Below are 26,792 nucleotides of genomic sequence, written 5' to 3' on the forward strand. Positions count from 1 at the left end.
CAAGCCTGGGGGACCGTTTGTCAGAATCGCAATCGGCTGAAGCAAAAAACCAAGAGGAGAACAGCCGCCGTATCGAGCTGTTCCACACGCTGAGCGAAGCTATGAGCCGGCTGAAAGGCGGCGACCTGCAGGGCAGAATACAGTCCGGCGAATGGTCCGACCTGGGTGAAAACTATGAACTGCTGTGCCTGGACTTTAATGATCTGGCATCAGCCCTCTGTGATCTGGTGGATCAGCTGCGGGCCAGTTCGGGAGCGGTGCAACAAAACGCCGGTGAGCTGTCGAACATGTCAGAAGAGATGTCGCAACGGGCAGAAACCCAGGCGGCGACGCTGGAAGAATCTGCAGCTGCGCTGGATGAGCTGTCTGCCGGTGTCCGCTCGGCCTCTGAACAGGCCCAGGCCGCGGCGCATCAGGCCTCTGATGGACGCGAAGAGGCAGAGCAGGGCGGGGCTGTCATGCAGCAGGCCATGCAGGCCATGGCCGCCATTGCGGAATCCTCCGAGAGAATTAGCAAGGTCATTTCTGTCATCGACGATATCGCGTTGCAGGCCGGTCTGCTGGCACTGAACGCCGGAGTTGAAGCGGCGCGTGCTGGCGAGTCCGGTCGTGGCTTTGCGGTGGTCGCATCAGAAGTGCGCAATCTGGCACTGCTCGCGGCACGATCTGCAAATGAAATCAAAGACCTGGTCAATAGCAGCACCAAACATGTCGCCAATGGGGAGCACCTTGTCCGGGAAACCAGCGACACGCTGGAGCGGATTGTCTCCAATGTGGCCAGTGTGTCCGAGATCGTGAATTCAATCGCCTCTTCCGCCAGTGAACAGGCCTCTGGGGTGGCAGAAATTAGCATTGGTGCCAGTCAATTGGATCAGGTGACACAGCAAAACGTCGCCATGGTTCAGGATACCAGCATCGCCAGCCAAAAGATGAGCGAAGAGGCAACCCGTCTGACCGAGCTTTTGCAGCGCTTTGCGGGAGATGGTCAGCAGGGCCAGATCCACAACGGGGCCGTGGCGGCCTGATCGGCCTCTCGTGTCCTTCAGATAGTTGGGGCACATTCATGTGGCGCATATCATGCGGCAAGGGATGAAGCTGTCTTTGTTGACCTCAGAGTTGACCTCAGAACTTTCGGCTGGTCTTTTGTTGAGGTCTGCTCTGATCACTTCCCGGCAGATAGTGCTGTCTCGATCAGGTCGGCAGTCCTTGGGCGCGCAGGCAATGCAGGCTCAGCGGGACTGCCGGTTTGTGATTTTTCTTGCGAAGATCAGCGCAGGTCTTTCAACATATCTTTTTGATAGGCAGCCAGATTAGTGACCTGTCCTGCGGCCACCTGGTTGGCCCAGTCGGGATTTGCGATCAGGGCCCGGCCCACAGCGACGAGGTCAAACTCGTCGCGTTCAACCCGCTGCAAGAGTTTGTCCAGACTAGCTGGCTCTGCAGCTTTGAAATCGGCGGGGCCGTCCTCGGGCAAAAAGTCCGCATTAAGGCCAACACTGCCGACCGTGATCGAAGGCTTGCCTGTCAGTTTGCGGGCCCATCCAGCAAGGTTGAGATCACTGCCTTCAAACTCAGGCTCCCAGAAACGCCGTGTCGAACAGTGGAAAATATCCACGCCCGCTTCGGCCATTGGGGTCAGGAAGGCGCCCAGGGCCTCAGGGGTTTCACAAAGGCGCGCCGCGTAGTCCTGTTGTTTCCATTGGGAAAAGCGAAAAATGATCGGGAAATCTTCTCCCACAGCGGCCCGCACAGCACGAATGATTTCCAGAGCAAAACGCGACCGGTTGGCAAGGTCGCCGCCATAGGCATCATCGCGCTGGTTGGTGCCGTCCCAGAAAAACTGATCAATCAGATAGCCATGTGCACCGTGCAGCTCAATGGCGTCAAAGCCGACCGCCTTGGCGTCGGCTGCGGCCTGCGCAAAGGCGGCAACAACCGCGTCGATGTCCTGTTGGGTCATGGCATGCCCGGTCACCTTGCCGGGGAAGGCCATGCCGCTGGGGCTATAGCCTGGAGTGTCGCCGCCGGGGGTGACTCCGGGGCGTCGAATGGCGCCCACATGCCACAGCTGCGGTGCGATCTTGCCGCCGGCCGCATGCACCGCATCCACGACTTTTTTCCATCCGGCCAGGGCGTCTTCACCGTAAAAAGCAGGCACATTGGGATAGCCGCTGGCCGCGTCGTGATTGACAAAGGTGCTCTCGGTGATGATCAGACCAACCCCGCCTTCGGCCCGGCGGCGGTAATAGTCCACCACAAGATCGTTTGGCACATTGCCAGGGGAATAGGTGCGCGTCATTGGCGCCATGGCTATTCGGTTTTTCAGGGTCAGCTTGCCGAGGGTCACGGGCTTAAACAATGTGTCGACACGGTCCAATGTGCGGATCCTTTCCGGATAAATTTAGGGCTTTGGCAGGCCCGATGTTTTGACAGGCCCGATATGTCGGCTGTCAGCATCTTTCAGGTGTCATTGCCTATCAGCCATCCCCCACAAGATCCTTTTTACTTTGGGTCAAATCCATCGTGACCCAACGTTGCGGACTGTTAGCAGTGATCGGGCGCACAGAATGGCCGATCGGGCTGCTGCCGCTTGACCCTGACCGCTGTAAAGCCCAGTTTGGCAAAAAATTGCGAGCTGGAGCTATCATGGCCACGACCCCTGCGCCTTTTGCGCGTTTTGAATGGATGATTGCCTGGCGCTACCTGCGCGCGCGGCGCGCCGAGGGCGGTGTTTCGGTGATGACCTGGATCAGTCTCATCGGTATCACGCTGGCCGTGTTTGCCCTGATTGCCACGCTGGCGGTGCGCTCGGGGTTTCGCTCTGAATTTGTCGGCACCATTCTGGGCGCCAATGCCCATGTGACGCTCTATTCCCATGGCGCCGTCAATGAGGCCGGCCAGTTTGACCGCAGCCTGGCGGATTTTGATGCCATGGCAGCGCGGGGGGTAGAGGTTCCCGGTGTGATCCGCCCAGCCCCGCTGATCAAGGGGCAGGTCATGGCCAACGCGCGTCAGCGCAACGCCGCAGTCGAGGTTTTTGGCATCGCCAAGCAGGGCATTCTGACCATCCCCGGCGTGGCCCAGAGTGACAGTGCTATGGGGGATCTGGATCGGTTTCAAGAAGGTGTCGCCATTGGCTCGGGTGTTGCGCGTGAGCTGGGTGTCAGCCCCGGTGACCGGATCAAGCTGATCTCGCCCAATGGGGTCAAAACACCCTTTGGTACCAGTCCCCGCATCAAGGCGTATGAGGTGGTCTATATTTTCACCGCCGGGCTCTATGACATTGATCGCACCCGTCTTTATATGCCCTTCGCCGAGGCCCAGAGCTTTTTCAACCGCGAAGGCGTGGCGGATGAGATTGAGGTGATGATTGACGAGCCGGAGGCTGTTGATCTGATGGTCCTGCCGCTGTTGCGGGCTGCCGATGGCGCCATTGGGGTCTGGACCTGGCGCGACGCGTCAGGCGGATTTTTGCGCGCTCTCGAGGTGGAGGACAATGTGATGTTTATCATCCTGTCGATTCTGGTGCTGATCGCGACGATGAATATTGTCTCGGGGCTAATCATGCTGGTCAAAAACAAAGGCCGCGACATCGGCATTTTGCGCACCATTGGCCTCAGCGAAGGCTCGGTGATGCGGGTGTTCTTTATCTGCGGTGCCTTTACCGGCGTGTTGGGCACCGTGTTTGGCGTTCTCCTTGGGTGTCTGTTTGCCATCTATATCGACCCGATTTTTTCCTTTGTGAACTTTGCCATGGGCGGCGGGGTCTGGGATCCTGCGATCCGGGGGATTTATGCGCTGCCCGCTGAGCTGAACCTGCCGGATGTGATGTCTGCGGTGGGGCTGTCGCTGGGGCTTTCCTTTGTGGTGACAATTTTTCCGGCCCGGCGCGCTGCCCGGCTGAACCCAGTTGAGGCGCTGCGCTATGAGTGATGCTGTTCTAGAATTAAAGGGGGTCACCAAGTCCTATAATCACGGCACGGCGACCCAGATTGATGTGCTGCGGGGGGTGGATTTGACGCTGCAACCCGGCGAGATGGTAGCGCTGGTTGCGCCCTCAGGTGCGGGCAAGTCCACTTTGCTCCATATTGCCGGCTTGCTGGACACGCCAGATGCGGGGTCGGTCTCGGTGGCGGGGCAGGATGTGAGCGGTAAGGGCGATGGCGTGCGGACCAGTCTACGGCGTCAGGATGTTGGTTTTGTCTACCAGTTTCACCACCTTTTGCCTGAATTCTCGGCCCTTGAGAACATCGTTCTGCCGCAGCTGGCCAATGGTATTGCGCAGGCGGCAGCAGAGACACGCGCACAGGAGCTTTTGGCGCTGGTTGGTCTGGCCGACCGTGCCAGGCACCGCCCGGCGGCGCTTTCTGGTGGTGAGCAGCAACGGGTCGCTTTCTGCCGGGCTCTGGCGAATGGGCCGCGGGTGTTGCTGGCGGATGAGCCAACGGGCAATCTGGATCCCGGCACCTCTGATCAGGTCTTTGCCGCACTAATGGATCTGGTGGCCGGGACGGGACTTTCGGCGCTGGTCGCCACCCATAATCACGAGCTGGCGGCGCGGATGGATCGTAGGGTCAAGCTGGAGAATGGCCGACTGGTCGCTCTGTAAGGTGTTGATCTGCCAGCCTTATATGGCGGCCTTATCAGCCAGCCTTATCGGGGGCGCAATCCGGGGGCCTTAGGCGAGTTGGGTGATCCAGACGCCCAGGGCCATCACCGAAACCCCGGTGGCGCGCATCATGGTCAGCGGGCTGACCTGTGCGCCAAACAGACCAAAGTGGTCGATGGCGGCGGCGCTGACCAGCTGACCCAGCAGCACAAAGAAAACCGCGTTGCCGACGCCAAAATGCGGCGCCACATGGGTGATCGACAGCACGTAGAAGGCCACCAAAAGCCCCGCCAGCAACAGATGCTTTGGAGCGCTGCTGACCAGTGACAGCGCCTGCGGTCCGGTGAGGAGGCAAAACACAATTGCCGCCGCAAAAGCCACGGCAAACAGCACAACACCAGCCGCCGCCGGAGAGCCGATTGTCTGACCCAAAGCCGCGTTGAGCGCAGCAAGGACAGGAATACCCAGGCCTGCGGCCAGCATGATAAGAGCGTAGTAAAGCATGGGATCTCCGGTTTGATGTCTTTGCGCGCTGTCGGCGGTGCCTGTGGGCCTGACCAACACAGAGAGGGGAGTCCGACGGGGAACCACGCGAGAGGCGGGCTTCGTCTCCTAACTGCCTTATTTCAGGGGGGAACAAAAGCATGGGTTTGGCACAAAGTAAGGTCGATGTGGCGCAAGTTTACATATATTGATAAACGAGACTGCGGAAATTGCCGATAAAACAAGGAAAACCGAGATGAGAACACCCACAGTATTTTGGGGCCTGCTGGCGCTTTCCTTCGGCCTGTCCAGCTGCGCTGCGGTAGATGTTCATATGCCGGAACCCTCTGAAGGTGCTGCTCTTTTTAATCAGAACTGTGCCTCTTGTCACGGAACGGACGCCGATCTTGCCACCAGTGATCTTGCCACCAGGGCACCGGATCTTACAGGGATCACCAAACGTCACGCAGGCACGTTCCCGCGTGCCGTTGTGCTGTCACAGATTGATGGCTACGGCAGGGGGCGCGTTGGAGCCGAGCAAATGCCGGAATTTGGTGCCTTGCTAGAGGGCGATTTGGTCCCGGTCGAGGTTGACGGCGTCTTTACACCGACACCGCGCCCCCTTGCGGCGCTTCTCGCCTATCTGGAAAGTATCCAGAGCTAAAACCTCGCGCAGTCGCTCGATCTAGCTGCAAATTCCAGACAGCTCCGCCTCTTTCCAGGGCAGGTAGACATCGCTCTGCCGCTCCTTGGGAAGATCCGTGACCGGCATGACCGCCTTTAGCATCGCGTGCAGCCGTTTGCTGCGCGGGGCCTGTGGCGCAAGGGACCGGCAACAGACGTATTCTTCCACGATGGCACCCTGCTGTTCATAGCCGTAGCTGAGGAAATCCGGGCTTTTGTCGAGCTCAAACAAATAGGGGCCCGGGGTGGTACTGTGCTCGGCGGCGGCCCGCAGCGGATGGTATCCGGTCTCGCGCCGGTTTTGCCATTGCCAGACATGGGTCATCTCATGGGCAAGAAGCATGGCCTCGACCAGATAGAGACGCTCAGGATAGGCGGGCATATAGGTCTCGGTGACCAGTCTTTGACAAAGAAGATCCTGTTGAACAGGGCAACAGCTGCGGGGGCAGAGGTGACGATTTGTTCTTCGGTGATGGGTGGGAAAATGCGTTCCCTACAGGTGACGCGGGGTCTGGGTTTGCGGCGAAAGGTGACAGCAGCCACCGGAGAGCCCCTGACCAGCCGCACCCGGTCCATGTCAATACTGTCGCCATGAATGTCAGACAAAAAGCTCCGTTCAGCCTCACCCAACGGGCGGCCACAAGAGGCCAAAAGGCAAAGGACAAGACAAAGGCGCAGGATCATGCGGCGATCCTAATGAGGAGGGCGTGACACGCAACAGCTAAAGATCTCTGCTAGCCATTTGAAACCTAAACCTATGCCTGCCGTGTCCCGCCCATACCGCGCCGCCCGGCGTGGGGTGTGTCTGTTGTCAGCCGCCATGCGCGGGCTAAGCAGGCTCTAGGGGGCAAAAAAGCTGGCAGTCGCGGTTGCGACCAGCTTGCCACTGGTCTCTTCGCTCATCTCAGCCCGGGCAAAGACCAGTGCCTTGCCGGCACGCACCACCTGGGCGCGACACAGGATAGCTGTGCCAACACCGGGGCGCAGGAACTGCGTGTGCAGATCCGTGGTCGCCAGCGGGCGCACCTGTCCACCATGGGCAAAGGCCGCCAGCACCATCGCGGTATCCGCCAGCGCCGCCAGAGCTTGCCCCGAGACAATGCCGCCGCTGCGCGCCAGATTGGGCGTCAGCGGCATCCGCAGGATGGTTTCCTCCGGGCTTGCTTCGGTTACGGTCAAATCCAGCGCCTGCACCCAGTCGGCAAAGCCTTCGGCCAGAACGGCCTGTAAATCCTTGGGGGTCATGGTTTTCTCCCTGTTTTGCCGCTGAGACTAGCCGCTGAATTCCGCCGTGACCATGGACAAGTGCAGTCTGTGACGGCGGTCTGCGCAACGGCAGGCCGCGTGCAGAAAGGGATCGAGGTTGGGTCGGGCAAAGCCCTTCGCTGACGCCTGTGCCTTGGAAGGCGACAGTTGCGGGCTATTCCCTGTGCCGTGCGGATCTCAAATCTATATGGATGCAGTATTTGAAGTCGTAATTTCTAATTTCTACTTTTGAAGTGCTTGTTTTCTTTGTGGAACAACTGAAAATGTCTGGAAAGCCAATCGCGAAGTCACAATCTTTGGTTCGGAGTTTACTGCGCTTAGGATCTGCTTCGCAGACAGCTGAGAACGTGCACCGATGACTACTTCTTTTAGTTTTAACTCGTCTCCGAACTGTTTGAAGAACAGGCCTTTATCTTCAATCAGTTCGGATTTGTTTGCTATTGACCGAGCTTCGTTCTCATATTCCCAGTGCTTGAATTTGACATGAGAAGATCTCCGAATTTTCACTTCAATTTCTTTCTTTGCTTCGGGTGTTTCGGGGTTTGACAAAGTTCGGCTAGAGAATCTGAGTGGAGTTTTGCGGTAACGAATTTCCTGAATCATATGGTTTGGAACTTCAAAACCCAAAGCAATGCCCCTGTGATTGTCGGCATAGTGGCTCCATATAACAGGATTACGCCACGATTTACTAAAGCAAAATACACCTGTTGGACCATACACATCGGCTCGAAGAATTCGCCATAACGATCTCATAATTTCGTGGTTGAGAGCGATTGTGTTGAATTCGAATGGGTCGTTGAGATCTTCAAGTGTGGATGCTTTGATACGCGCTTTCTCGAGATTGTCTAAGCCCCATTTCGCATCACAAAATTTGTAAACTAACATGGGTAAACTCCCCCTCAAACATCCAGCTCCTCCACGAACTTGGCGTTCTCCTGAATATACTGATAGCGCAGCTCAGGCTTTTTGCCCATCAGACGCTCCACCAGATCACCGGTCTCGCCCGGCTCATCCTCGTCAATTGTCACCCGGATCAGCTTGCGCGTGGTGGGGTCCATCGTGGTCTCTTTCAGGTCCTTGGCATCCATCTCGCCCAGACCTTTAAACCGGCTCACATCAATCTTGCCTTTGCCGCCCAGACCCTTTTCCATCCATTTGTCGCGCTCTGCCTCATCCAGGCAATAGACCCGGCGCGCGCCCTGGGTCAGGCGGAACAGCGGCGGGCAGGCGAGGTACAGATGGCCGCCGTCAATCAGCGGCCGCATCTGGGTAAAGAAAAACGTCATCAGCAGCGAGGCAATATGGGCACCGTCAACATCCGCATCCGTCATGATGATGATTTTGTCATAGCGCAGATCATCCAGCACAAATTTGCTGCCCATGCCCACACCCAGCGCTTCGCACAGATCGCTGATCTCGGCGTTGGAGCCCAGCTTGTTCGAGGCCGCCCCCAGCACGTTGAGGATCTTACCCTTCAGCGGCAGCAGCGCCTGGTTCACCCGGTTGCGCGCACCCTTGCCAGAGCCGCCAGCCGAATCCCCCTCCACGATGAACAGCTCGGTGCCGACACGGTCTTTTGAGGAGCAATCCGTCAGCTTGCCGGGCAGGCGCAGCTTTTTGGTGGCGGTTTTGCGTTGGGTCTCTTTTTCCTGTTTGCGCCGCAGCCGCTCTTCGGCCCGCAGCACCAGGAAATCAAGGATGGCGCCCGCAGATTTGGTATCCGCAGCCAGCCAGTTGTCAAAATGGTCCCGCACCGAGTTTGCCACCATTTTGGTGGCGCCCTCGCTGGACAGCCGGTCCTTGGTCTGGCCGACAAAGGCGGGGTCCGCGATGAAACAGGAGACCAAAGCGCAGCCGCCTGCCATCAGGTCGTCGCGGGTGATGCTGGTGGCCTTTTTGTTGCCAACCAGCTCGCCATAGGCCTTGATGCCTTTCAGGATGGCGTTCCAGAATCCCGAGACATGGGTGCCGCCTTCGGGCGTGGGCACGGTGTTACAATAGCTCTGGGTAAATCCATCACGCGAAGGCGTCCAGTTGATTGCCCATTCCACATAGCCGGGCTCGCCAAATTTCTCACGGAACTCGACCTTGCCCGCAAAAGGTGCGTCGGCATAGACCGAGGCCTTGCCCAGCACCTCGGTGAGGTAGTCCTTCAGGCCGCCGGGAAAGTGGAAGGTTGCTTCACAGGGTGTTTCGCCATCGTCGATGGCGCTTTTCCAGCGAATTTCAACGCCAGAATACAGATAGGCCTTGGAGCGCACCAGGGTGAACAACCGTTTTGGTTTGAACCGGTGCGAGCCAAAGATCTGCTCATCGGCGTGAAAGGTGACAAAGGTGCCGCGCTTGTTGGGGGCGGCGCCGATCTTTTCCACCGGTCCCAGCGGGATGCCACGTGAAAACCGCTGTTCAAACAGCTCTTTGTTTTTGGCGACCTGCACAACCAGACTGTCAGACAGCGCGTTCACCACCGAGGAGCCAACCCCGTGCAGACCGCCCGAGGTCTGATAGGCCTTGCCCGAGAACTTGCCGCCGGCGTGCAGGGTGCACAGGATCACCTCCAGCGCGGATTTGTCGGGGAATTTCGGATGTGGGTCGATGGGAATGCCGCGCCCGTTATCCGTGATGGTGACGGAATAGTCGGCATTCAGCGTCACCTCGATGCGGTTGGCATGGCCCGCGACGGCTTCATCCATCGAGTTGTCGAGGATTTCTGCCACCATGTGGTGCAGCGCGCGCTCATCTGTGCCGCCGATATACATGCCGGGACGTTGGCGGACCGGTTCCAGTCCTTCCAGCACCTCGATAGAGGAGGCATCATAGGTTTCGGCATCGGGCGTGCTGAGGAGGTCGTTGGCCATCGGCGGGAGCTGCTCTTCATTAGGTTTGATTGGAGGGCATTATGGCAGGTGTTGTGCCTATGTGAAAGAGGCGCGAGTGGGGGCGGCCGCAAGCGTAGAGCAGGCACAGGGCAGGCCCAGAGAAGGCCAGAGCAGCGCAGGGCAGGGGCACAGCAGGCGCAGAGCGGGGGATGACACAGGCCGACTGCGGCGGGCAGTGTCGCAAACACTGGGCTTTGCCGCAAAAACACTGGGCTTTTATGTGAGAACAAGACGCAGGGTGTGTTTCTGGGCGTTCAGCTCCTCTCAGTGGACCGGCCGCCACAGGGAAGAGTTGAACAATCAGAGGGGGACTTGATCAAAAGGTGAAATCAGACGATCTTGCGGTCCAGCGGTCGCCCAGTTGCGGGCTTGCCGGTCTCAAAGGGTTTTATGATGTCGCGATCAATTTTGTTTCTGGCTGCCCTTTGCGCTGTGGCGCTCGCGCTTGTGATGTCGCCTGATCGGTTGGCATCGGTTGGCATCATGGATCAGTCCCTGGCCTCGGATAATCTGCTGACGCGCAACACGGCTCTGGACACAATTGCAGCAACCCGCCTTGGTCTTGGTGTTTTGGCGGTTGTGCTGGCTATTCTTGCCGTCTGGGCACCCCGGATTGCAGCCCTGCCCTGGGTTCAACGCCGCCTGCGCGAGGGCTCGTCCTTTCCGCGCGTTATGAGGATCATCAACGTCTGTTCAACACTCCGACGGCCCGCCTGGCCCTTTCTGGTTGCCTCCTCGCTATTGTCTACCTCATGGTTGGGAACCGCATTTTTGATCAGCAGACACTGGACTGGCTTAACGTAGAAGACGGCGTTCTTGAGTGGCTCTCGGCCCTGCTGCTGCTGCTGGCCTCGGGGCTTGCGGTAAAGCTGAGCCGCGCCATGCCCATTAAGGCGCACCGCTGGATGCATGTGTTTATGGCTGTTGTTTTCTTTGTGATGTTTGGTGAGGAAATCAGCTGGGGACAACGTTTGCTTGGGTTTTCAACACCCGAGGCGATGGCGCAGATCAACGTGCAGAACGAGGTCAATCTGCACAACTCCTTCGGCTATCTGTTTGATCACCTTTTCATCCTGTGCTTTTTCCTCTGGGGCTGCGTCGTGCCGCTGTTGTATTGGAAAATCCCGATCTGGCGCTGGTTTCAAAGCCGCCTTGGACTGCCGTTTGCCAGTGCGGGGCTGAGCCTTGCAATGCTCGCGGCGACCCTGTTTCAACCGCAGCTTACCGACACGCTGTTTGGCACGGTTTCCGGCCTGCGGGTGGCGGAACTGAGAGAGACGCTGTCTGCGCTCTGCCTCTTGTTGCTGGTGGTCGAATCGCGTCGGCTGACATCCCGCGATCACCGGGGCTGTTGTCTGGCGCCTGAGCCGCTAAATCCTGATCCGGTAAGCTACGGGTGCCAGTCGAGAATGGCCCTGGCGAGCTCGGCGGGTTTTTTGTGGTGCAGCCAGTGGTCACAGCCCGGAATTGTCACCCGGGTGAGATGCGGCGCAAAGTCTTCCAGCCCTTCGGTGGTCTCAGGCAGCAGTGCCGTGTCACCGTCTCCCCAAAGCAAAAGATGCGGCTGCGGGACCTTTAACCTCCCCAGCGGCAGCGCGGGCATGGCGATGGGCCTGCCGGGTTTGGCGACCTGCAGCGGCGAGGCGCGATACCAGTTCAGCAGGGCCTGCATCCGGCCGGGGCGGGCCCATTCCGCCTTCTAGGCCTCCAGACGCTTCCCCGAGAGCCAGGACATATCCATGTGGGTTGCAAACAGTGCTTGCAGCTTGGCAAAGCCTTCGGCGGACAAAACCTCTTCGGTGCCTTCTTTGCGCAGCCAAAGAATGTACTGCGAGGCAGCGCTCTGCGCGCCTCCTGTGGCCAGAGATCGCTGAAAGGCCACAGGATGCACCCCATTTGCAATCACCAGCCTTGCGACCCGCTTTGGGTGAAACATCGCCAGCCCTTAGGCCACGGCGGCGCCCCAGCCATGCCCCAGCACCGTGATTGGTGCGCTATCCCGCCCGATCAGGGCAGCCATATCTGCAACCAGCGCCGAGGCTGCATAGTGTTTCACGCCTTCAGGTGCCCAGCTTTGGCCATAGCCGCGTTGATCGGGCGCGATGCAATGAAAACGGTGACAAAGCTCGTTCGGCCAGTTCGCTCCAGGCGCCGCCATATTCAGGAAACCCATGCAGCAACAGCAGGTGGGGCAGGGCAGGATCTCCCCAGCGGCGAACATAAAACGGCTGCCCATTTAGCTGCTCGATGCGCTGTTCGGCGGCATGGTCCATCTGGTTTCCTCCTGCTCTGCAAAATTTTGCGGCAGTGGCTGAGGTTGAGCAAGCCAGCCGTTGCGTCACAGGCTGCAAACGTGCTGCAAACGGGCCGCCAGCAGGCTGCCAGCAGCCGTGCCGCCTGCATGCCCAATAAGAGGGAGCCTTGCAGATCATCAATGTTCAAAAACAGCCTTTTGTAACGATTTTTTGACACAGGTCAGCGCTGGGCCTGTCAGAGCTGTGTATAATCAGGGCAAATTGAGAAAGAGGGGACAGGAATGCCGGACACCACACCAAAAGCGCGCCCCCCATCGGGCAATGTTTCAGCAGCTGCAGACTCCCTTGCGGTCACAGGTGCCACCTCAGCGGCTCCGCAGCCTGCTACGCCATCGCCTGAGGAAATCCACAGCGCCTTTGAAAGCGGTCGCTATCCTTACAAACGGAAGATGTCGCGCCGCCAGTATGAGCTTGAGAAAGCCCGCCTGCAGGCAGAGCTGCTCAAGGTGCAGCTCTGGGCGCAAGAGACAGGGCAGAAGTTCGTGATGTTGTTTGAGGACCGGGATGCGGCTGGCAAGGGTGGCACGATCAAACGGTTTACCGAGCACCTGAACCCGCGAACCGCCCGTGTTGTGGCCCTGAACAAACCAACCGATGACGAACGCGGCCAGTGGTATTTTCAGCGTTATGTCAATCACTTGCCGACCAATGGTGAGATCGTGCTCTATGACCGTTCCTGGTATAATCGCGCCGGTGTTGAGCGGGTGATGGGCTTTTGTGAGCCGGATGAATATCTGGAGTTCATGCGCCAGACACCTGAGCTGGAGCGGATGCTGTCGCGGTCTGGTATCCGGCTTTACAAATACTGGTTCTCGGTCACCCAGAAAGAGCAGTTGCGACGCTTTCAGTCGCGTGAAACAGACCCGCTGAAACAGTGGAAGCTGTCGCCAATCGACAAGGCGTCCCTGGATAAATGGGATGACTACACCGAGGCCAAGGAGGCGATGTTTTTCTACACTGATACAGCAGATGCGCCCTGGACCGTGATCAAATCAAACTGCAAGAAACGGGCCCGTCTGAATTGCATGCGGCATTTTCTGAGCACCGTGGACTATCCGGGCGAAGATTCGGAAATTGCAAAGGATCCTGATCCTCTGATCGTGGGGCAGGCACATCATGTGATCCACCGGGCCGACCATATTCTGGGCAAAGCGCTGCATCCTGACACCCGGCTGCGCTGATCCCGCGGGCCTCTGTCCTGGGCTGCTTTTGAGCGGCGCGGGCTGGTGGTTCTGCTGGCGGTGTTTGCCCGGCGTTGTGCGATGCAGTCTCGGTGCTTGCCGGGGGCGCTGTACCTGCTAAGACTTCGATATGGCAGATCGCATTCATACCTCAAAACCCCATCCAAAGATGAGCACTGGCGGCCATGTGCGCGCGGTCTCGGCGCTTGGGTTTCCATTGGTCGGAGGTCATGTGGCGCAGTTTGCCATTGGCATGACTGATTCTGTGATGCTGGGCGGGGATGGGGCGGCGGCGCTGGCGGCCGTTACCTTGGCGGGGTCATACTTTTTTGTATTTTTCCTGATGGGGGCCGGATTTGCCATTGCGGTGATGCCGCTGGTGGCCGCTGCGGCCGGAGCAGGAGAGGAACGCCAGATCCCGGCGCGCCACCCGTATGGGCCTATGGCTGTCGCTGCTTTACGGCGTGGCAGCAATGCCGGTGCTGCTCTACTCTGAACAGATCCTGCTGGCCCTGGGGCAAACGCCCGAGGTTGCCGGTCCGGCCTCGACCTACCTGAAACTGGCAGGCTGGGGATTGTTTCCGGCGCTGCTGGTCATGGTGCTGAAATCTTATCTGGCAGCGCTGGAGCGCACGCAGATCGTGCTGTGGATTACCATTCTGGCCGCCGTTGTGAATGGGCTGGTGAATTATGCGCTGATTTTTGGCAATTGGGGCGCACCAGAGCTGGGTATTCAGGGTGCGGCGATTGCCTCGATCGTGACCCAGGCGGTCTCGCTGCTGGCCGTTGCGCTTTATGCGCTTTGGGTGCTGCCTGAACACGAGATCCTGAAGAACTTTCACCGTCCTGATTGGGAGATGTTTGCCAGTGTATTTAAGCTGGGCATGCCCATTGGCCTCACCAATCTGAGCGAAGTGAGCCTGTTTGCGGCCTCGGCGATGATGATGGGGTGGCTGGGCACCATTCCGCTGGCGGCCCATGGGGTGGCGATCACCCTGTCGGGGCTGACCTTTATGGTGCATTTGGGGCCGAGCAATGCCGCCACCATTCGGGCCGGCAATGCCTATGGGCAGGGCGACCGGAGCCATATGGCCACGGGGGCAAAGGTAGTCATCGTGATGTCGCTGGTGATGGCCTTGATCGGGGTTGTCGCCTTTTTGTTGCTGCCGGATCAGCTGATCTCGCTGTTTCTCGATGCGGATGAGCCCAATAAGCCTGCCATTCTGGCCGTGGGCGCGGGCCTGCTGGCGATGGCGGCGCTGTTCCAGCTTGCGGATGGCATGCAGGTGATCGCCCTGGGACTGCTGCGCGGCGTGCAGGACACCAACTGGCCGATGGTGATTGCGGCGCTCAGCTATTGGGCGGTCGGTGTGCCGGCCTCCTATCTCTTTGGTTTTCATTTTGGCTGGGGCGGCGTCGGGATCTGGTCCGGGCTGGTGCTGGGCCTCAGTTTTGCAGGCGTTTTCCTGATGCTGCGGTTCTGGCGCCACTCGATCAAGCGGACCGAAGGTTCTGCGCCGACTGACAGAACCGACTGACCGGGACGCCTATCGGGCCCGCCTAGCAGGTCCGCTTTGCAGGTCTGGCCTCTTGCCGCAGTCTTAGTCGGATTTCTGCGACTTCATCAGACGGTCGGCCTTTTTGCGCACCAAGACGCTGCGCAGGTCGTGCATTGTCAGCAACAGATCATCTGTCACCGCGTCCAACTGCGCGTCTGTCGCCCTGGTCTGGGCCCAATGGGCGGTGAGATTGAGGTGATCCACCGCCCGTTTGATATCGTCAATGTCGCGCGCCGCCAGCACGGCGCTGCGCTCTGCCATCCAGGATTCGATCTCGGCCATATCGCGCTCTGACAAAGTGCGGCCACCATGGGGTTTGATCTCGCCATTGCGGATATTCACCGCTGCGATCTGCTCCATATCAATACGCCTCTGGCGGTTTTCCGTGTCCACCCGAAAAACAAAAGCACCGTTTTCACGGACGCGAAAGAAATAGTCGGGCAGAGCAGCCATTTGGCGAGATCCTTTGGTTAGCTGAGCGACGCGCAGAAGGCCGCGATCCGGGCGCAGGCCTCGGTGAGGGCTTCGTCCGAGGTGGCGTAGCTGACCCGAAAGTTGGGCGAAAGGCCAAAGGCGGCGCCAAACACCACGGCCACATCGGCCTCGGCCAAAAGCGCGGTTGCAAAGGCCTGATCATCGGCAATCACTGTGCCCTTGGGGGTGGTTTTGCCAATCAGGCCAGAAATCGACGGATAGACATAAAACGCGCCCTCAGGCGTCGGGCAGGTGATGCCCGCAATGGCGTTGAGCTTTGCAACCACCAGATCGCGGCGCCGTTTAAAGGCGAGGTTGTTTGTCGCCAGAAACTCCTGCGGCCCGTTCAGCGCCTCAACCGCAGCCCATTGGCTGATGGAGGAGGGGTTGGAGGTGGATTGCGACTGCACCTTGCGCATCGCCGCAATAAGATGCTGTGGACCCGCCGCATAGCCAATGCGCCAGCCGGTCATGGCATAGTCCTTTGAGAGGCCGTTGCAGGGGAGGGTGCGCTCATAGAGGCCGGGCTCCACCTGGGCCGGGGTGGCAAATTCAAAGCCGTCAAACACCAGGTGTTCGTACATGTCATCCGACATCACCCAGACATGCGGGTGGCGCATCAGCACATCCGTGAGCGCCTTGAGCTCGGCCCGGCTATAGCCCGCACCGCTGGGATTGGAGGGGGAGTTGAAGATAAACCATTTGGTTTTCGGGGTGATCGCCGCCTCAAGCTGTTCAGCTGTCAGCTTGAAATTGGTCTCAAGGCTGGCCTCAACCGCAACCGGGGTGCCACCGGCCAGCAGCACCATATCCGGGTAGCTCACCCAATAGGGGGCTGGGATCAGCACCTCATCACCGGGATTGAGGGTGGCCATCAGCGCATTGTACAGCGTCTGTTTGCCGCCGGTGCCAACAGAGATCTGGGCGGGCTCATATGACAGGTCATTCTCGCGGGCGAGTTTGGCGCAGATTGCTTGCTTCAGCTCGATAATGCCGTCGGGAGCTGTGTATTTTGTCTTGCCGGCCGCAATGGCTGCAACCGCGGCATCCTTGATGTTTTGTGGCGTGTCAAAATCAGGCTCGCCGGCGCTGAGACCAATGACATCCCGGCCTGCGGCCTTGAGTTCAGCCGCCATCGCGGTGATGGCAATTGTCGGCGACGGTTTTACGCGCTCGAGGGTCTTGGAGAGGAAAGACATGGCGGCTGGTCCCTGTTTGAATGTTCTTGGTATCTGTCATAGGGTGCCACTAAATCTCGATCAAGCAACATTGATAAAGACCGGAACGGAGATGGCATATGTCTGACGAAACAACGGATTGGTTCGGACCAGAGGCGGCAACCTTCGGGGATCGCGTGGCGGCTGCCCGCGAAGCCGCTGACATGACACAGGCCCAACTGGCACGTCGTCTTGGCGTCAAGAAAACCACCCTGATGGGCTGGGAGCAGGATCTGTCAGAACCCCGCGCCAACAAGCTGTCGATGGTTTCGGGGCTTTTGAACGTCTCTATGTCCTGGCTGTTGACCGGCGAGGGAGAAGGTCTGTCGGAACCCGGTGAACTGGATGTTGAAGTCGGCGATTTTGCCGGTGTGTTGCAAGAGCTGCGCGCCCTGCGCAACGAGATGCGCAGCAATGCCGAGCGCGCAGCGCGGCTGGAAAAGAAACACCGTACTTTGATACAGGGGGCGACCAGTGCGTGAGTCTGACGAGGTGACCAATTTGAACGAGACCCATGAGCACCGCCTGAAGCGGTTGAAGATGCGGTCGATGCGGCGGGGTATCAAAGAGATGGATATTCTGCTGACGGCTTATGCCGATGCGAATCTCGCAGGGATGGATGCGCAAAAGCTGGATCTCTATGATCAGCTGCTGCACGAGAACGACCAGGACCTCTACCAATGGGTGACCGGCCAGGTCGCCGCGCCCCTTAGCTTCTCAGCTCTGATAGCGGAAGTGGCTCAAACCCATCAAAATAAATAAAAATCCAGCTTAACGCATTTTTGGGGAATTTTCTGCATTCTGCTCCTTAGCAAATTCGAGTCGGAGATGCGAATGAGTATGGAAATGCCAATCGGCCAGCAGGACCGTAAAGGGTTCATGACTGGTTACCTTGAAGCGCTGGCGCTGGTGGAACGACTTCACCGGTTGTTGCTGGATGTGATCAAGGATGAGTTCGAACGCGTAGGCGTTCTGGAAATAAACGCAGTGCAGGCACTGCTCTTGTTCAACGTGGGTGACAATGAAGTCACCGCAGGTGAGCTCAAGAGCCGTGGGTATTATCAGGGCAGCAATGTCAGCTATAATTTGAAAAAGCTGGTTGAGCTGGACTATATGCACCACCAACGCTGCGAAATTGACCGTCGGTCTGTTCGGGTTCGCCTGACACCGCGCGGTCGAGAGATCCGCGATATTGTCGCGGGCCTCTTTGCACGCCACGCCGAGGGCCTGGAAGGTAAGGATGTCATCAGTCGCGAAGGCATTGCTGACATCACAGGCTCGCTAAAGCGGGTGGAAAGATATTGGTCGGATCAGATCCGCTATATCTATTAAAAACATAGGCTTTGGGGCAAAATGTCCCTGAGTGAAGACACAAGTGGGGCAAGAATTGCACCACTATAAATCAACAAACATTGATTTGGCTGTTTGAAATCAGTCGTATTCAGACTTGAAGAATTCGGGTTGCTAGAGACCGCACTGCTTTGATCCTGACCGGATCAGCGGTGCGTTTTCAATTGTGGGGAAGGCTGCGACTGCTTTGGTCCGGGACGCAGACGCCCCGAGCGCAGGCGCGCAGCCTCTTCCTAAAAATAGGCGGTATCCCATAAGAGACGCCGCCTTTTTCTGTCTGTCTGGTGTGTTGCTCAGGCGCAAGGTCTGGGCAGCGTCGCTGCAGGTCTTTGCAAAGATGAAAGACCGGGCAGGGCAGGCGCTACCAGTGACCGGTGCTTTCCATGCTGGTCCAGGGTTCTGCAGGCTCCAGCGCTTCGCCGTTCTGCAGCAATTCAATCGATATATTGTCGGGCGAGCGGATAAAGGCCATGCGGCCGTCGCGCGGCGCGCGGTTGATAACAATGCCATTGTCCATAAGGAACTGACAGGTCTCATAAATATTGTCGACGCCATAGGCCAGATGGCCAAAGTGGCGGCTGTCGCTTGGCAGCCCCTCATCGCCATCCCAATTGTATGTCAGTTCAAGCGGCGCTTCTTCCTGACCGGGAGGGGCAAGGTAGACCAGGGTAAAGCGGCCTTGCTCGCTGTCATAGCGGCGGGGTTTGCGCAGCCCCAAAAGTTCGTAAAAGGCCATGGGTTTTTCCAGGGCTTTGACCCGGACCATAACATGCAGATAAGTGAGTGCCATGCGCGCATATCCTTGAAAGCGTTTGAATGCCCCGGATCTAACAGCCGCAGAGCCGCAGCATGGATCGGGTACTGTGTTTCAATCAGTATTTCTACCGTTAGTCTACGCCAAAGTGGATTGATTCGCAGAGCAGGCGACAGCGTTGATTGCGTTTGAGGCGGCCGCTATGGGCTCTTGGGCTTGTCATCTGTGGACCCAGACCGGTATGACAGTCGCACTGACCATTGCAGTTGGAGAGGGGACATCTGTGCAGCAGTATCACGCGGCCTTGCGCCAAATTCTGGAAACCGGAGTGCACAGCAGTGACCGCACCGGAACCGGCACCCTTTCTTGCTTTGGTATGCAGGCGCGCTACCCGCTGGCAGCGGGCTTTCCGCTGGTCACCACCAAGAAACTGCACCTGCGCTCAATCATACATGAGCTGTTGTGGTTTCTTTCGGGGGGCACCAACATCAAATACCTGAAAGATAACGGTGTTTAGATCTGGAATGAATGGGCCGATGAAAACGGTGACCTTGGTCCTGTCTATGGCCACCAGTGGCGCAGCTTTCCCAAGCTGGCGCTGATGGCGGGCACCACGGGCGACGAGCCGCTGTATCGGGCGGGATCGGTGGATCAGATTGCTGATCTGGTCGAGATGATAAAGACGAGCCCCGATAGCCGCCGCCTGATTGTGTCGGCCTGGAACCCGGCGGATGTGCCTCAGATGGCGCTGCCGCCCTGTCATACCCTGTGGCAGGTGCGCATTCTGGGCGGAAAACTGCATTTGCAACTGTATCAGCGCTCTGCCGATATGTTCCTGGGGGTGCCGTTCAATATTGCCTCTTATGCCCTGTTGCAGGTGATGCTGGCGCATGTCACGGGGTACGAGCCGGGCGATTTCATCCATACCCTTGGCGACGCACATATCTATTCAAACCATCAGGAACAGGTTGCGCTGCAGTTGTCGCGTACGCCTAAGCCGTTGCCGCAACTCAGGATCAAACGTGAGGTCACCTCGATTTTTGATTTCACCTATGAGGACTTTGAGATCCTGAACTATGCACCGGATCCGGGCATCAAAGCGCCTGTCGCCGTCTAAGGGCGCCCGTTTTCCGGGGATATATGGGGTATTCAACGTCCTGACCCGTCCAATGACCTGATCCGTCCAATGTCCTGATCCGCAGCGCCGCTCTGCGCGGGCCTGAATTTGTTTCAAGGGAGAGACCCCCAAGATGATCACCCTGATTGTTGCCCGTGACCGCAATGGTGCCATCGGCAAGGACAATACTATTCCTTGGCACGCGCCCGAAGACCTAAAGGCCTTTCAGCGCGAAACCCTTGGCGGCGCGGTGATCATGGGGCGCAATACCTGGGACAGCCTGCCCTTCAAGCCTTTGAAAAACAGGCTGAACCTTGTTGTTTCTTCCAATCCGGATGCCGCGGACGAGGTCTATGCATCGGTGGCCGAGGCGATTGCTGCGGCTTATGCACAGGGATATCGTCGCCTCTATGGTATTGGTGGCGCAGGGATCTACCGCGAAATGCTTGAGATTGCGGATCGGTTGCTGATCACAGAGGTCGCGCTCGAAATCGCCGGTGCAGATACTCATTTCCCGCAGATCAATGCGCGTGAGTGGCTGCGGCTTGGCGAGACTGAGCTGCGTCAGCTGATCCCGCCTGTGTCATGGTCGAATATTTACGCCAGGGTGCAGCGGGCTGATCCTCCGGGCGGATCCTCTCTGAGCAACAGGGCCCCGTGAAAGGGCCCCGTGAAATGAGAGGCTGCTGAGATGCGAGGCGCCTGAAATTCACGCCAAAGGGGGCGGCGTTTCAGGGCATCTGTTTTTCTGGGCACCTGTCTTTCAAAGCGCCTTGATCTCACCGGCCATCTGTCGGCCATCACGCCCCTCGGTCAGCTCATAGTCAACTTTCATATTGTCTGCGAGGCCAGTGAGGCCGGATCTCTCAACCTGAGATATATGTACAAAAACATCATTGCCGCCCTCTTCGGGTTCAATGAAACCAAATCCTTTGGTGGTGTTAAACCATTTCACGGTGCCGCTTGGCATCTCCCGTGTCTCCTTCTATCTTCGCGTTGCCCTGGGCTGGCCCAGATATTATAGGTGTCAGCAATCCCGGCCTCACGCAGTGCCTGACAGCGACGCTACGCGCTTACCGATGTGTCAGCTTGACCCGGCCCAACTGTTGCACGCGGAAGAAATAAATCAAGTGCGTAGAACGAATTCTCCCGTAGATTGTGTCGATGCCGCATCTGGAAAGGAAAAACCGATGATCCTATATGGGTTAAAGACCTGCGATACCTGCCGTAAGGCGCTGAAACAAATGCCAGAATGTCGCCTGGTGGATGTCCGGGCCGAGGGTGTTCCTCTGGAGGTTCTCACAGCAGCTCAGGCGCAATTTGGCGATACACTTGTCAATACCCGGTCAACCACATGGCGTGGGTTGACTGAACAAGAACGGCTGCAGCCTGCCCTGGAGTTGCTTCAGCAGCATCCGGCCTTGATGAAACGCCCTTTGATACAAACAGATGCAGGGCTCTATTTGGGGTGGGACAAGGCGACACAAGAGGCCGTTGGCATCGACTGAAATGCCACAGTGATATGCGGCAGAGAGATGCTGCAGTGAAATGCTGCAGTGAAACACGAAAGGGCGCCTTTGCGATCAGCAAGGCGCCCCTTATTTGTTTTTCGCGATTGGCCCAGACAGAGGCCCAGACAGTCTCCTAGACTGGCCCCTAGATAGACGCCTGTCCAGTAAGACGGCGCAGCAGCGCGTCTGCAGAGAGGGCTCCGGCGCCTTTGGCCACCAGGATGGCGAGAATGAAGACCCAAAAAATGCGAATATCCGCCAGGCCAATGCCCTTAATCGCTGGGTCATATTCGGCGATATTGTCGAACCATTGGCCCCAGTGCGAGTGCCCGGCGATATAGACATCTGTGAAGCTTTGCACGGCGATGAAGCCAATCATCCCAAGAGCGGCCAGGCGGGTAAACAGCCCGAGCACAATAAGAAGAGGCAGCAGCAGTTCCGCCCACATGCCAGCAAAGGCAAAAGCCCAGTGATACAGGGTCAGCTGGTCAAAGTCATAGCCGACGGATTCGATGTACTTGGGAAAGATCTGAATATAGGCGCCATCAGAGGGCAGCAAAAAGCCAAAGACGCCGTCACCAAACTTTGTCAGGGCGGATTTCCAGAAATAGCCCAGCAGGACAGCCGCAAACAGAAACCGCGCGCTGACTGGCAGTAGCCAGTCGCCGAGCCTCTCGACCCTGTCGAATATTGCATTGTGAAGCGAGATAGCTGCATGCATGCCTTTACCCTTTGTTTTCTAATCCAATTATTGCGTTTCCCTGCAACAGCAGAGTCAGTGGTGCGACCAAATCAAAACCGTCCTCCACCTCAGTTGCGCGCGCGACGGCCTCAGCAATGCTGGCGCCCTCTTGCAGGGCTGTAATCCAGAGGATGCCTGCATCTGACAAAACCTGCGGGATGGGGTCGAATTCGGGTAGTGTGATCAGAATGTTCTGTGCCCCGGCCTGCGGTGTTGGGGCATCCGCTAGGGTGTTGAAGTGCCAGATTGCGCAGAGGGGCCACTTTGAGCGCAAAAGCTGTAGGGCAGGGGCAAAGGTCACTTTTGTTGCCAGCAGCTCAGCCTCTGACAGATCCGCCAGCGCCTCAGGGGCGATTGGGGCTGCGTCGGCTGCGTGATAGGATTGGCGCAGGGCAAGCTCCAGTCGGGCGACATCGCCAAGATAGCCAAGGTGATTGAGCTGCGGCATGGCTTCCAGAAAGGCTGGGAACTCAGCGCCATAAAACATCATCAGCGGAGAGCTGGGGGGATGCGCGCGCAGATACAGCCCCGCAAGCCCGTCCATATTGGCCTTGCCAAGCAATTTGGCAATGACCGGAAAGGCACTGTGCATGGCCTCGGTCAGCGAGACGGCAATATTGTTGCGATAGACCGCAAAGCGGCGTCCAGCGCTGGCGTTTTGCGGGTCGACCAACCCTGCGGGCACGGCGGCAGAGCCATCCATCATCGCATGGCTAAAGGCCGCCTGAGACACGGATGCGGCAGGGGTGGGCAAGTCCAAATCGCTCATGCGGACACAGGGGTCGGCATGGCAGTGTCGCGCAGGTCTTTTCGCAAAGGCCAGAGAGCGCATCAGCGGCGCGGTGGGCCTCGGCTGCCAGGACGGGCCAGTCGGGGACGTCATTGTCCCATTCGATCAGCACCGGTTTTGGGCCACAACGTGCCAGCGTATAGTCGAGCAAAGCCCAGACCGGATCCACCACCGCACGGCCATGGCTGTCAATCAACAGCGGGCGCCCGGCATCATCTTCGTCCTCATCATGGCCACCGAGGTGAATTTCCCCAACCTGGTCGAGAGGGAAATCGTCTATATAGCCCTGCGGCGAGAAATCGAGGTTGCTGGCCGAGACAAAGACGTTGTTGACATCAAGCAGCAAGCCACAGCCGGTGCGACGGCTGATCTCGGCCAGAAACGCGGGCTCGGACCAGGTGCTCTCGGCAAAGGCCAGATAGCTTGATGGGTTTTCCAGCAGCATTTTGCGCCCGATCGCCTCTTGCAGCTGATCAATGTGATCGCAGACCCGGTTAAGTGTGGCGTCGGTATAGGGCAGCGGCAGCAAGTCATTGTAAAAATGACCGTCATGGGTCGACCAGGCCAGATGTTCTGAAAAACTGGCAGGGTTCAGCCAGGAAATCAGATGTTTCAGCCGTGCCAGATGGCTGGGGTCCAGAGGGTCTTCGCCGCCAATCGACAGCCCGACACCGTGCACGGAGATGGCAAACTGCTCGGCCAGATGGCGCAGCTGGGCGAGGGGGCGACCACCGTCTCCCATGTAGTTTTCGGCGTGAATTTCCAACCATTGCACCGGGTCGGCCTGGGTGATGATCTGCGAAAAATGCTGCGGTTTGTAGCCAACACCTGGAGCATTGGGCAGGGTTTTAAAGGCTGCGGTATCAAGCATGGCAGATCTCGTCAGGACAGAGGGCGGAGGGCAGAGACCGGATCAAGGCCGGATCGGAGAGAGGCCAGGAGCCGGGTAAGGAGGCAAGCATTGGGGCGGCGGTCATGCGCAAGAGGCTCTGCCACATAGCGCAGCGCAGTTTGCCTGCCTGCAAAAGGTCTGTGGCAAGAGGGCGGGGGCAAGGCAGCCGCCCTCTTGGCGCGTTAAAAAAGCCCAGCGTTATGCAGGCAGATCGCGCTCAAGCGGCTCAAGCGAGCCTGCGCGCTTACCACCATCCGCCATTGCAGGCAGGTCCATTTCCGTGCAGGTCCCGGCATCAACCAGGGTCCAGGCATTGCCCTGATAGTCGACCGTCGAGGTGCCCGCGCAGGTTGTGCCGGGACCAGCGGCGCAATCATTTTGACCTGCCATGGAGACACCGTAGCATTTTTCCTTGGTGCCGGCTGCGGCGGGCATGACGGAGGCTGCGCTCAGAGCGGCGGCGACCGCACCGGCAACGGCGAGAGGTTTGGACATGTTCGACATCTCATGAATTCCTTTTTGGTTTGGCTTGCTCTGTCGTGATGACACAAAAACCCTAACCCGGAGTGAGTTTAATTTTAAGTCACGAGCGCGTGTCTCACGGGGGCGTCAGCGCCTGTGACACCCGTCATTGAGTTATCTATTTGTTTTTAAATGCCATTCTTAGAGTTGAAACGAAAGCGGCCCCCAGTTGGGAGCCGCTGTGCACAGTAAATGTGGCAAATGTTACAACAGGTCCGGCGCTGTCGCCTCCAGCGCGAGGGCCTTTGTAACATTCTCCAGGCTATCCACCCGGGTCTGTTTTTCGCCAAGACGGCGGATCGACACGGTGCGCTCTTCGACTTCGCGATGCCCAATGGCGAGGATCGCCGGGACTTTGCCAACCGAATGCTCGCGGACCTTGTAGTTGATCTTTTCGTTGCGAATGTCAGCCTCGGCGCGCACTCCAACAGATTGCAGCTGCGCCACAACCTCATGCACATAGTCATCTGCATCCGAGGTGATCGAGGCCACGACCACCTGACGCGGCGCCAGCCAGAAGGGGAGCTTGCCTGCGTGTTCTTCGATCAGAATACCGATGAAACGCTCAAACGAGCCAAGGCAGGCCCGGTGCAGCATAAAGGGGCGGTGCTTTACGCCGTCGGCCCCGACAAAGCTGGCCTCCAGCCGTTCCGGCAGGTTGGGGTCAACCTGCAGCGTGCCGCACTGCCAGTTGCGGCCAATGGCGTCGGTCAGGGTGAACTCGAGTTTGGGGCCATAAAAGGCGCCTTCGCCTTCCAGCAGCTCATAGTCATAGCCTGCCGCCTTGCAGGCATCCCCGAGAGCCTTTTCCACCAGATCCCAGCTCTCATCCGAGCCGATCCGTTTTTCAGGGCGGGTCGAGAGTTTGATAGTCCAGTTGTGGAAGCCGAGGTCGGCATAGACCTTGGACAGGAAAGCGATGAATTTTGCAGTCTCAGACTCGATCTGGTCCTCGGCGCAGAAAATATGGCCGTCATCCTGGGTAAAGCCACGCACCCGCATGATGCCATGCAGCGCGCCTGAGGGCTCGTATCGGGCACAAGAGCCGAACTCGGCCATGCGCAGGGGCAGGTCACGGTAGCTTTTGAGCCCCTGATTGAACACCTGTACATGGCAGGGGCAGTTCATTGGCTTCAGCGCGTTGATGGCTTTTTCGCGGGCGTGTTCTTCGTCGACTTCAACGATGAACATGTTTTCCTGGTACTTGTCCCAGTGGCCAGAGGCCTCCCACAGTTTGCGGTCAACCACCTGCGGGGTGTTGACCTCGACATAGCCGTCGCGCTCTTGCATGCGGCGCATGTAGTCCTGCAGGGTGGTGTAGATTTTCCAGCCGTTGGGGTGCCAGAAGATCTGGCCGGGGGCCTCTTCCTGCATGTGGAACAGCTCCATCTCGCGGCCCAGCTTACGGTGGTCGCGTTTGGCGGCCTCTTCCAGAATATGCAGATAGGCCTTGAGCTTTTCTTTGCCGGTAAAGGCAACGCCATAGATCCGCTGCAACATGGCACGGTCGCTGTCGCCCCGCCAGTAGGCGCCGGCAATCGACATCAGTTTGAATGAATCTCCCGGCAACTGCCCGGTGTGCTGCAGATGCGGCCCACGGCAGAGGTCCTGCCAGTCGCCGTGCCAGTACATCCGCAGTGGCTCGTCACCGGGAATGCCGTCGATCAGCTCAACCTTATAAGGCTCGTCATTGGCGGTGTAGAAATCAATGGCGCGCTGACGCTCCCAGACCTCGGTGGTCACAGGCTCGCGCTTGTTGATGATTTCCTTCATCTTTTTCTCAATCACGCCCAGATCTTCGGGGGTGAAGGGCTCGGCCCGGTCAAAGTCGTAGTACCAGCCGTTCTGGATGACCGGCCCAATTGTGACCTTGGTGTCGGGCCAGAGAGCCTGCACCGCGCGTGCCATGACATGGGCAAGGTCGTGACGGATGAGCTCGTTTGCCTGTTCCTCGTCCTTCATGGTGTGCAGCGCGATGGCGGCATCGGCCTGGATCGGCCACTGCAGATCCCAGTGCTGGCCGTCAACGGTGGCAGAGATGGCCTTTTTGGCCAAAGAGGTCGAGATGTCGGCGGCAACCTCGGCGGCGGTTACGCCGGCCTCATAGCTGCGTGCATTGCCCATCGGGGAAGGTGAGAGAGATTTGGGCCATATGCTGGCTGCTCCTCGTCGGTTTGGCGCCCACTGAACGCCCGGTTGCGGGTATATGTTACGGCCCTTCGTTTGGCAGGCCGGTTTAGGACTGTCAAGATGGGGCAATGACGCCGCCGCGCGCGGCGTGGCCTGCGGGTGGCTGACTGCGGGTCTCTCCTGATCCGCCGGTTGCTATTGGATCCCAGTCCGGATCAGGGTCGAGAAATCTGGGCCAATGGCCTGCGCGCGGGCGCGGGCGGTGATACGGGCGGTTTCAATCAGCTCGGGCAGGGACAGACGCATGTCCAGCACCC

27 protein-coding genes and 5 pseudogenes are annotated in these 26,792 nt (G+C 58.3%); 14 read left to right on the top strand and 18 right to left on the bottom strand.

Features of this window, described 5'->3' with window-relative positions; all coding sequences use genetic code 11:
• A partial coding sequence (locus B4968_RS10040) for a methyl-accepting chemotaxis protein (protein WP_241525673.1) occupies positions 1 to 1,025 on the top strand: 1,025 nt, incomplete at its 5' end.
• 242 nt (positions 1,026 to 1,267) lie between these two features.
• Here B4968_RS10040 and B4968_RS10045 read toward each other — a convergent pair.
• Positions 1,268 to 2,377: an NADH:flavin oxidoreductase gene (locus B4968_RS10045; protein ID WP_083098677.1), complete on the bottom strand. Its 1,110-nt coding sequence runs from the start codon at positions 2,375 to 2,377 to the stop codon at positions 1,268 to 1,270.
• A 269-nt stretch (positions 2,378 to 2,646) separates the two neighbouring features.
• Here B4968_RS10045 and B4968_RS10050 point away from each other — a divergent pair, with 269 nt between their 5' ends.
• Entirely contained in the window at positions 2,647 to 3,933 is a 1,287-nt protein-coding gene (locus B4968_RS10050; protein WP_083098735.1) for a lipoprotein-releasing ABC transporter permease subunit, read from the top strand.
• Entirely contained in the window at positions 3,926 to 4,609 is a 684-nt protein-coding gene (locus B4968_RS10055; RefSeq protein WP_083098680.1) for an ABC transporter ATP-binding protein, read from the top strand. Before B4968_RS10050 ends, B4968_RS10055 begins: the two co-directional genes overlap by 8 nt.
• Positions 4,610 to 4,678: 69 nt before the next feature.
• Here the strand turns inward: B4968_RS10055 and B4968_RS10060 are convergent, their stop codons facing one another.
• Positions 4,679 to 5,113: a DMT family transporter gene (locus tag B4968_RS10060; RefSeq protein WP_083098683.1), complete on the bottom strand. Its 435-nt coding sequence runs from the start codon at positions 5,111 to 5,113 to the stop codon at positions 4,679 to 4,681.
• A gap of 235 nt (positions 5,114 to 5,348) precedes the next feature.
• Between B4968_RS10060 and B4968_RS10065 the strand changes: the two genes are divergently transcribed.
• On the top strand, positions 5,349 to 5,756 hold the full coding sequence (locus tag B4968_RS10065; RefSeq protein WP_083098686.1) for a c-type cytochrome: 408 nt from the start codon (positions 5,349 to 5,351) through the stop codon (positions 5,754 to 5,756).
• A gap of 21 nt (positions 5,757 to 5,777) precedes the next feature.
• On the opposite strand, the pseudogene B4968_RS10070 reads toward B4968_RS10065, so the two are convergent.
• The 4 genes and pseudogenes from B4968_RS10070 to parE form a co-directional block, all read right to left on the bottom strand.
• Positions 5,778 to 6,460, bottom strand: a pseudogene (locus B4968_RS10070) (hypothetical protein).
• Between the two features lie 156 nt (positions 6,461 to 6,616).
• A complete protein-coding gene (locus tag B4968_RS10075) occupies positions 6,617 to 7,021 on the bottom strand; it encodes a PaaI family thioesterase (protein WP_083098689.1) in 405 nt (134 codons plus the stop codon).
• A 243-nt stretch (positions 7,022 to 7,264) separates the two neighbouring features.
• A complete protein-coding gene (locus tag B4968_RS10080) occupies positions 7,265 to 7,927 on the bottom strand; it encodes a DUF2971 domain-containing protein (RefSeq protein WP_083098692.1) in 663 nt (220 codons plus the stop codon).
• A 14-nt stretch (positions 7,928 to 7,941) separates the two neighbouring features.
• Positions 7,942 to 9,900 (bottom strand): DNA topoisomerase IV subunit B, encoded by a 1,959-nt coding sequence (gene parE / locus B4968_RS10085; RefSeq protein WP_083098695.1) that lies wholly within the window; start codon positions 9,898 to 9,900, stop codon positions 7,942 to 7,944.
• 504 nt (positions 9,901 to 10,404) lie between these two features.
• Here parE and B4968_RS10090 point away from each other — a divergent pair.
• Both B4968_RS10090 and B4968_RS25670 read left to right on the top strand, forming a co-directional pair.
• Positions 10,405 to 10,725, top strand: a complete 321-nt coding sequence (locus B4968_RS10090; protein WP_139792721.1) for a hypothetical protein — start codon at positions 10,405 to 10,407, stop codon at positions 10,723 to 10,725.
• Positions 10,674 to 11,624, top strand: coding sequence for a hypothetical protein (locus tag B4968_RS25670; RefSeq protein ID WP_338153238.1), 951 nt, complete (start codon positions 10,674 to 10,676; stop codon positions 11,622 to 11,624). The genes B4968_RS10090 and B4968_RS25670 overlap by 52 nt, the downstream gene beginning before the upstream one ends.
• Here the strand turns inward: B4968_RS25670 and B4968_RS25675 are convergent.
• Genes B4968_RS25675 through B4968_RS25685 form a run of 3 tightly spaced genes read right to left on the bottom strand, consistent with a single transcriptional unit; the run spans position 11,621 to position 12,194 of the window.
• The gene (locus B4968_RS25675; RefSeq protein ID WP_338153239.1) at positions 11,621 to 11,857 is read right to left on the bottom strand and encodes a hypothetical protein; all 237 of its coding nucleotides are present in this window, start codon (positions 11,855 to 11,857) and stop codon (positions 11,621 to 11,623) included. The two genes, B4968_RS25670 and B4968_RS25675, sit on opposite strands and share 4 nt — an antisense overlap.
• A 9-nt stretch (positions 11,858 to 11,866) precedes the next feature.
• Positions 11,867 to 12,079 carry an alpha/beta fold hydrolase gene (locus tag B4968_RS25680; RefSeq protein ID WP_338153240.1) on the bottom strand — a complete coding sequence of 71 codons (213 nt, stop codon included), beginning with the start codon at positions 12,077 to 12,079 and terminating at the stop codon, positions 11,867 to 11,869.
• Positions 11,982 to 12,194 carry a hypothetical protein gene (locus tag B4968_RS25685; RefSeq protein ID WP_338153241.1) on the bottom strand — a complete coding sequence of 71 codons (213 nt, stop codon included), beginning with the start codon at positions 12,192 to 12,194 and terminating at the stop codon, positions 11,982 to 11,984. The genes B4968_RS25680 and B4968_RS25685 overlap by 98 nt, the downstream gene beginning before the upstream one ends.
• 263 nt (positions 12,195 to 12,457) lie before the next feature.
• Here B4968_RS25685 and ppk2 point away from each other — a divergent pair, with 263 nt between their 5' ends.
• The gene (gene ppk2 / locus B4968_RS10105) at positions 12,458 to 13,417 is read left to right on the top strand and encodes a polyphosphate kinase 2 (RefSeq protein ID WP_083098704.1); all 960 of its coding nucleotides are present in this window, start codon (positions 12,458 to 12,460) and stop codon (positions 13,415 to 13,417) included.
• Between the two features lie 130 nt (positions 13,418 to 13,547).
• Positions 13,548 to 14,955 (top strand): annotated as a pseudogene (locus tag B4968_RS10110) (MATE family efflux transporter).
• Between the two features lie 63 nt (positions 14,956 to 15,018).
• Here the strand turns inward: B4968_RS10110 and B4968_RS10115 are convergent.
• Together B4968_RS10115 and B4968_RS10120 are read right to left on the bottom strand one after the other, a co-directional pair.
• Entirely contained in the window at positions 15,019 to 15,429 is a 411-nt protein-coding gene (locus B4968_RS10115) for a hypothetical protein (protein ID WP_083098707.1), read from the bottom strand.
• Between the two features lie 17 nt (positions 15,430 to 15,446).
• Positions 15,447 to 16,649: a pyridoxal phosphate-dependent aminotransferase gene (locus B4968_RS10120; RefSeq protein ID WP_083098710.1), complete on the bottom strand. Its 1,203-nt coding sequence runs from the start codon at positions 16,647 to 16,649 to the stop codon at positions 15,447 to 15,449.
• 98 nt (positions 16,650 to 16,747) lie between these two features.
• On the opposite strand from B4968_RS10120, the gene B4968_RS10125 reads away from it, so the two are divergent.
• From B4968_RS10125 to B4968_RS10135, 3 genes are all read left to right on the top strand, one after another.
• Positions 16,748 to 17,149 (top strand): helix-turn-helix domain-containing protein, encoded by a 402-nt coding sequence (locus B4968_RS10125; protein ID WP_083098712.1) that lies wholly within the window; start codon positions 16,748 to 16,750, stop codon positions 17,147 to 17,149.
• A gap of 58 nt (positions 17,150 to 17,207) precedes the next feature.
• Entirely contained in the window at positions 17,208 to 17,429 is a 222-nt protein-coding gene (locus B4968_RS10130) for a succinate dehydrogenase assembly factor 2 (protein ID WP_420916504.1), read from the top strand.
• Between the two features lie 72 nt (positions 17,430 to 17,501).
• Complete coding sequence (locus tag B4968_RS10135) at positions 17,502 to 17,999, top strand: MarR family winged helix-turn-helix transcriptional regulator (protein ID WP_173907544.1); 498 nt, start codon at positions 17,502 to 17,504, stop codon at positions 17,997 to 17,999.
• Between the two features lie 379 nt (positions 18,000 to 18,378).
• Here B4968_RS10135 and B4968_RS10140 read toward each other — a convergent pair whose 3' ends face one another.
• Positions 18,379 to 18,807, bottom strand: coding sequence for a VOC family protein (locus tag B4968_RS10140; RefSeq protein ID WP_083098715.1), 429 nt, complete (start codon positions 18,805 to 18,807; stop codon positions 18,379 to 18,381).
• A 247-nt stretch (positions 18,808 to 19,054) separates the two neighbouring features.
• Here B4968_RS10140 and B4968_RS10145 point away from each other — a divergent pair.
• Both B4968_RS10145 and B4968_RS10150 read left to right on the top strand, forming a co-directional pair.
• Positions 19,055 to 19,888: pseudogene (locus tag B4968_RS10145) on the top strand (thymidylate synthase).
• 133 nt (positions 19,889 to 20,021) lie between these two features.
• A pseudogene (locus B4968_RS10150) lies at positions 20,022 to 20,509 on the top strand (dihydrofolate reductase).
• Positions 20,510 to 20,651: 142 nt separating this feature from the next.
• On the opposite strand, the gene B4968_RS10155 reads toward B4968_RS10150, so the two are convergent.
• Complete coding sequence (locus B4968_RS10155; protein WP_083098718.1) at positions 20,652 to 20,858, bottom strand: cold-shock protein; 207 nt, start codon at positions 20,856 to 20,858, stop codon at positions 20,652 to 20,654.
• A gap of 220 nt (positions 20,859 to 21,078) precedes the next feature.
• Between B4968_RS10155 and B4968_RS10160 the strand changes: the two genes are divergently transcribed.
• A complete protein-coding gene (locus B4968_RS10160; RefSeq protein WP_083098720.1) occupies positions 21,079 to 21,396 on the top strand; it encodes an ArsC/Spx/MgsR family protein in 318 nt (105 codons plus the stop codon).
• A 148-nt stretch (positions 21,397 to 21,544) separates the two neighbouring features.
• On the opposite strand, the gene B4968_RS10165 is transcribed toward B4968_RS10160, so the two are convergent.
• The 5 genes and pseudogenes from B4968_RS10165 to thrS all read right to left on the bottom strand — a co-directional run bounded on the left by B4968_RS10165 (position 21,545) and on the right by thrS (position 26,497).
• Positions 21,545 to 22,120: a DoxX family membrane protein gene (locus tag B4968_RS10165; protein WP_083098723.1), complete on the bottom strand. Its 576-nt coding sequence runs from the start codon at positions 22,118 to 22,120 to the stop codon at positions 21,545 to 21,547.
• Between the two features lie 4 nt (positions 22,121 to 22,124).
• On the bottom strand, positions 22,125 to 22,910 hold the full coding sequence (locus B4968_RS10170; protein WP_083098726.1) for an HvfC/BufC N-terminal domain-containing protein: 786 nt from the start codon (positions 22,908 to 22,910) through the stop codon (positions 22,125 to 22,127).
• Entirely contained in the window at positions 22,855 to 23,802 is a 948-nt protein-coding gene (gene bufB, locus B4968_RS10175) for an MNIO family bufferin maturase (RefSeq protein ID WP_083098728.1), read from the bottom strand. The genes B4968_RS10170 and bufB overlap by 56 nt, the downstream gene beginning before the upstream one ends.
• Before the next feature lie 219 nt (positions 23,803 to 24,021).
• Positions 24,022 to 24,327, bottom strand: a complete 306-nt coding sequence (locus B4968_RS10180) for a BufA1 family periplasmic bufferin-type metallophore (protein WP_083098730.1) — start codon at positions 24,325 to 24,327, stop codon at positions 24,022 to 24,024.
• A 222-nt stretch (positions 24,328 to 24,549) separates the two neighbouring features.
• Positions 24,550 to 26,497 (bottom strand): annotated as a pseudogene (thrS, locus tag B4968_RS10185) (threonine--tRNA ligase).
• Positions 26,498 to 26,792: the final 295 nt, after the last annotated feature.

It is taken from the genome of Pseudophaeobacter leonis (assembly GCF_002087335.1).
Classification (GTDB): domain Bacteria; phylum Pseudomonadota; class Alphaproteobacteria; order Rhodobacterales; family Rhodobacteraceae; genus Pseudophaeobacter; species Pseudophaeobacter leonis.

Excerpts from the sequence above, each read along its gene's own strand:
- B4968_RS10065 (WP_083098686.1), top strand. The coding sequence starts at position 5,349 with ATGAGAACACCCACAGTATTTTGGGGCCTGCTGGCGCTTTCCTTCGGC.
- parE (WP_083098695.1), bottom strand. The coding sequence starts at position 9,900 with ATGGCCAACGACCTCCTCAGCACGCCCGATGCCGAAACCTATGATGCC.
- B4968_RS10120 (WP_083098710.1), bottom strand. The coding sequence starts at position 16,649 with ATGTCTTTCCTCTCCAAGACCCTCGAGCGCGTAAAACCGTCGCCGACA.
- B4968_RS10180 (WP_083098730.1), bottom strand. The coding sequence starts at position 24,327 with ATGTCGAACATGTCCAAACCTCTCGCCGTTGCCGGTGCGGTCGCCGCC.
- B4968_RS25680 (WP_338153240.1), bottom strand. The coding sequence starts at position 12,079 with ATGGCGGCGCCTGGAGCGAACTGGCCGAACGAGCTTTGTCACCGTTTT.
- B4968_RS10155 (WP_083098718.1), bottom strand. The coding sequence starts at position 20,858 with ATGCCAAGCGGCACCGTGAAATGGTTTAACACCACCAAAGGATTTGGT.
- B4968_RS25685 (WP_338153241.1), bottom strand. The coding sequence starts at position 12,194 with ATGGACCATGCCGCCGAACAGCGCATCGAGCAGCTAAATGGGCAGCCG.
- B4968_RS10075 (WP_083098689.1), bottom strand. The coding sequence starts at position 7,021 with ATGACCCCCAAGGATTTACAGGCCGTTCTGGCCGAAGGCTTTGCCGAC.
- B4968_RS10115 (WP_083098707.1), bottom strand. The coding sequence starts at position 15,429 with ATGGCTGCTCTGCCCGACTATTTCTTTCGCGTCCGTGAAAACGGTGCT.
- B4968_RS10140 (WP_083098715.1), bottom strand. The coding sequence starts at position 18,807 with ATGGCACTCACTTATCTGCATGTTATGGTCCGGGTCAAAGCCCTGGAA.
- B4968_RS10170 (WP_083098726.1), bottom strand. The coding sequence starts at position 22,910 with ATGAGCGATTTGGACTTGCCCACCCCTGCCGCATCCGTGTCTCAGGCG.
- B4968_RS10165 (WP_083098723.1), bottom strand. The coding sequence starts at position 22,120 with ATGCATGCAGCTATCTCGCTTCACAATGCAATATTCGACAGGGTCGAG.
- B4968_RS25675 (WP_338153239.1), bottom strand. The coding sequence starts at position 11,857 with ATGTTTCACCCAAAGCGGGTCGCAAGGCTGGTGATTGCAAATGGGGTG.
- bufB (WP_083098728.1), bottom strand. The coding sequence starts at position 23,802 with ATGCTTGATACCGCAGCCTTTAAAACCCTGCCCAATGCTCCAGGTGTT.
- B4968_RS10160 (WP_083098720.1), top strand. The coding sequence starts at position 21,079 with ATGATCCTATATGGGTTAAAGACCTGCGATACCTGCCGTAAGGCGCTG.
- B4968_RS10050 (WP_083098735.1), top strand. The coding sequence starts at position 2,647 with ATGGCCACGACCCCTGCGCCTTTTGCGCGTTTTGAATGGATGATTGCC.
- B4968_RS10135 (WP_173907544.1), top strand. The coding sequence starts at position 17,502 with ATGAGTATGGAAATGCCAATCGGCCAGCAGGACCGTAAAGGGTTCATG.
- B4968_RS10055 (WP_083098680.1), top strand. The coding sequence starts at position 3,926 with ATGAGTGATGCTGTTCTAGAATTAAAGGGGGTCACCAAGTCCTATAAT.
- B4968_RS10130 (WP_420916504.1), top strand. The coding sequence starts at position 17,208 with ATGCGGTCGATGCGGCGGGGTATCAAAGAGATGGATATTCTGCTGACG.
- B4968_RS10090 (WP_139792721.1), top strand. The coding sequence starts at position 10,405 with ATGGATCAGTCCCTGGCCTCGGATAATCTGCTGACGCGCAACACGGCT.
- B4968_RS25670 (WP_338153238.1), top strand. The coding sequence starts at position 10,674 with ATGGTTGGGAACCGCATTTTTGATCAGCAGACACTGGACTGGCTTAAC.
- B4968_RS10060 (WP_083098683.1), bottom strand. The coding sequence starts at position 5,113 with ATGCTTTACTACGCTCTTATCATGCTGGCCGCAGGCCTGGGTATTCCT.
- B4968_RS10080 (WP_083098692.1), bottom strand. The coding sequence starts at position 7,927 with ATGTTAGTTTACAAATTTTGTGATGCGAAATGGGGCTTAGACAATCTC.
- ppk2 (WP_083098704.1), top strand. The coding sequence starts at position 12,458 with ATGCCGGACACCACACCAAAAGCGCGCCCCCCATCGGGCAATGTTTCA.
- B4968_RS10125 (WP_083098712.1), top strand. The coding sequence starts at position 16,748 with ATGTCTGACGAAACAACGGATTGGTTCGGACCAGAGGCGGCAACCTTC.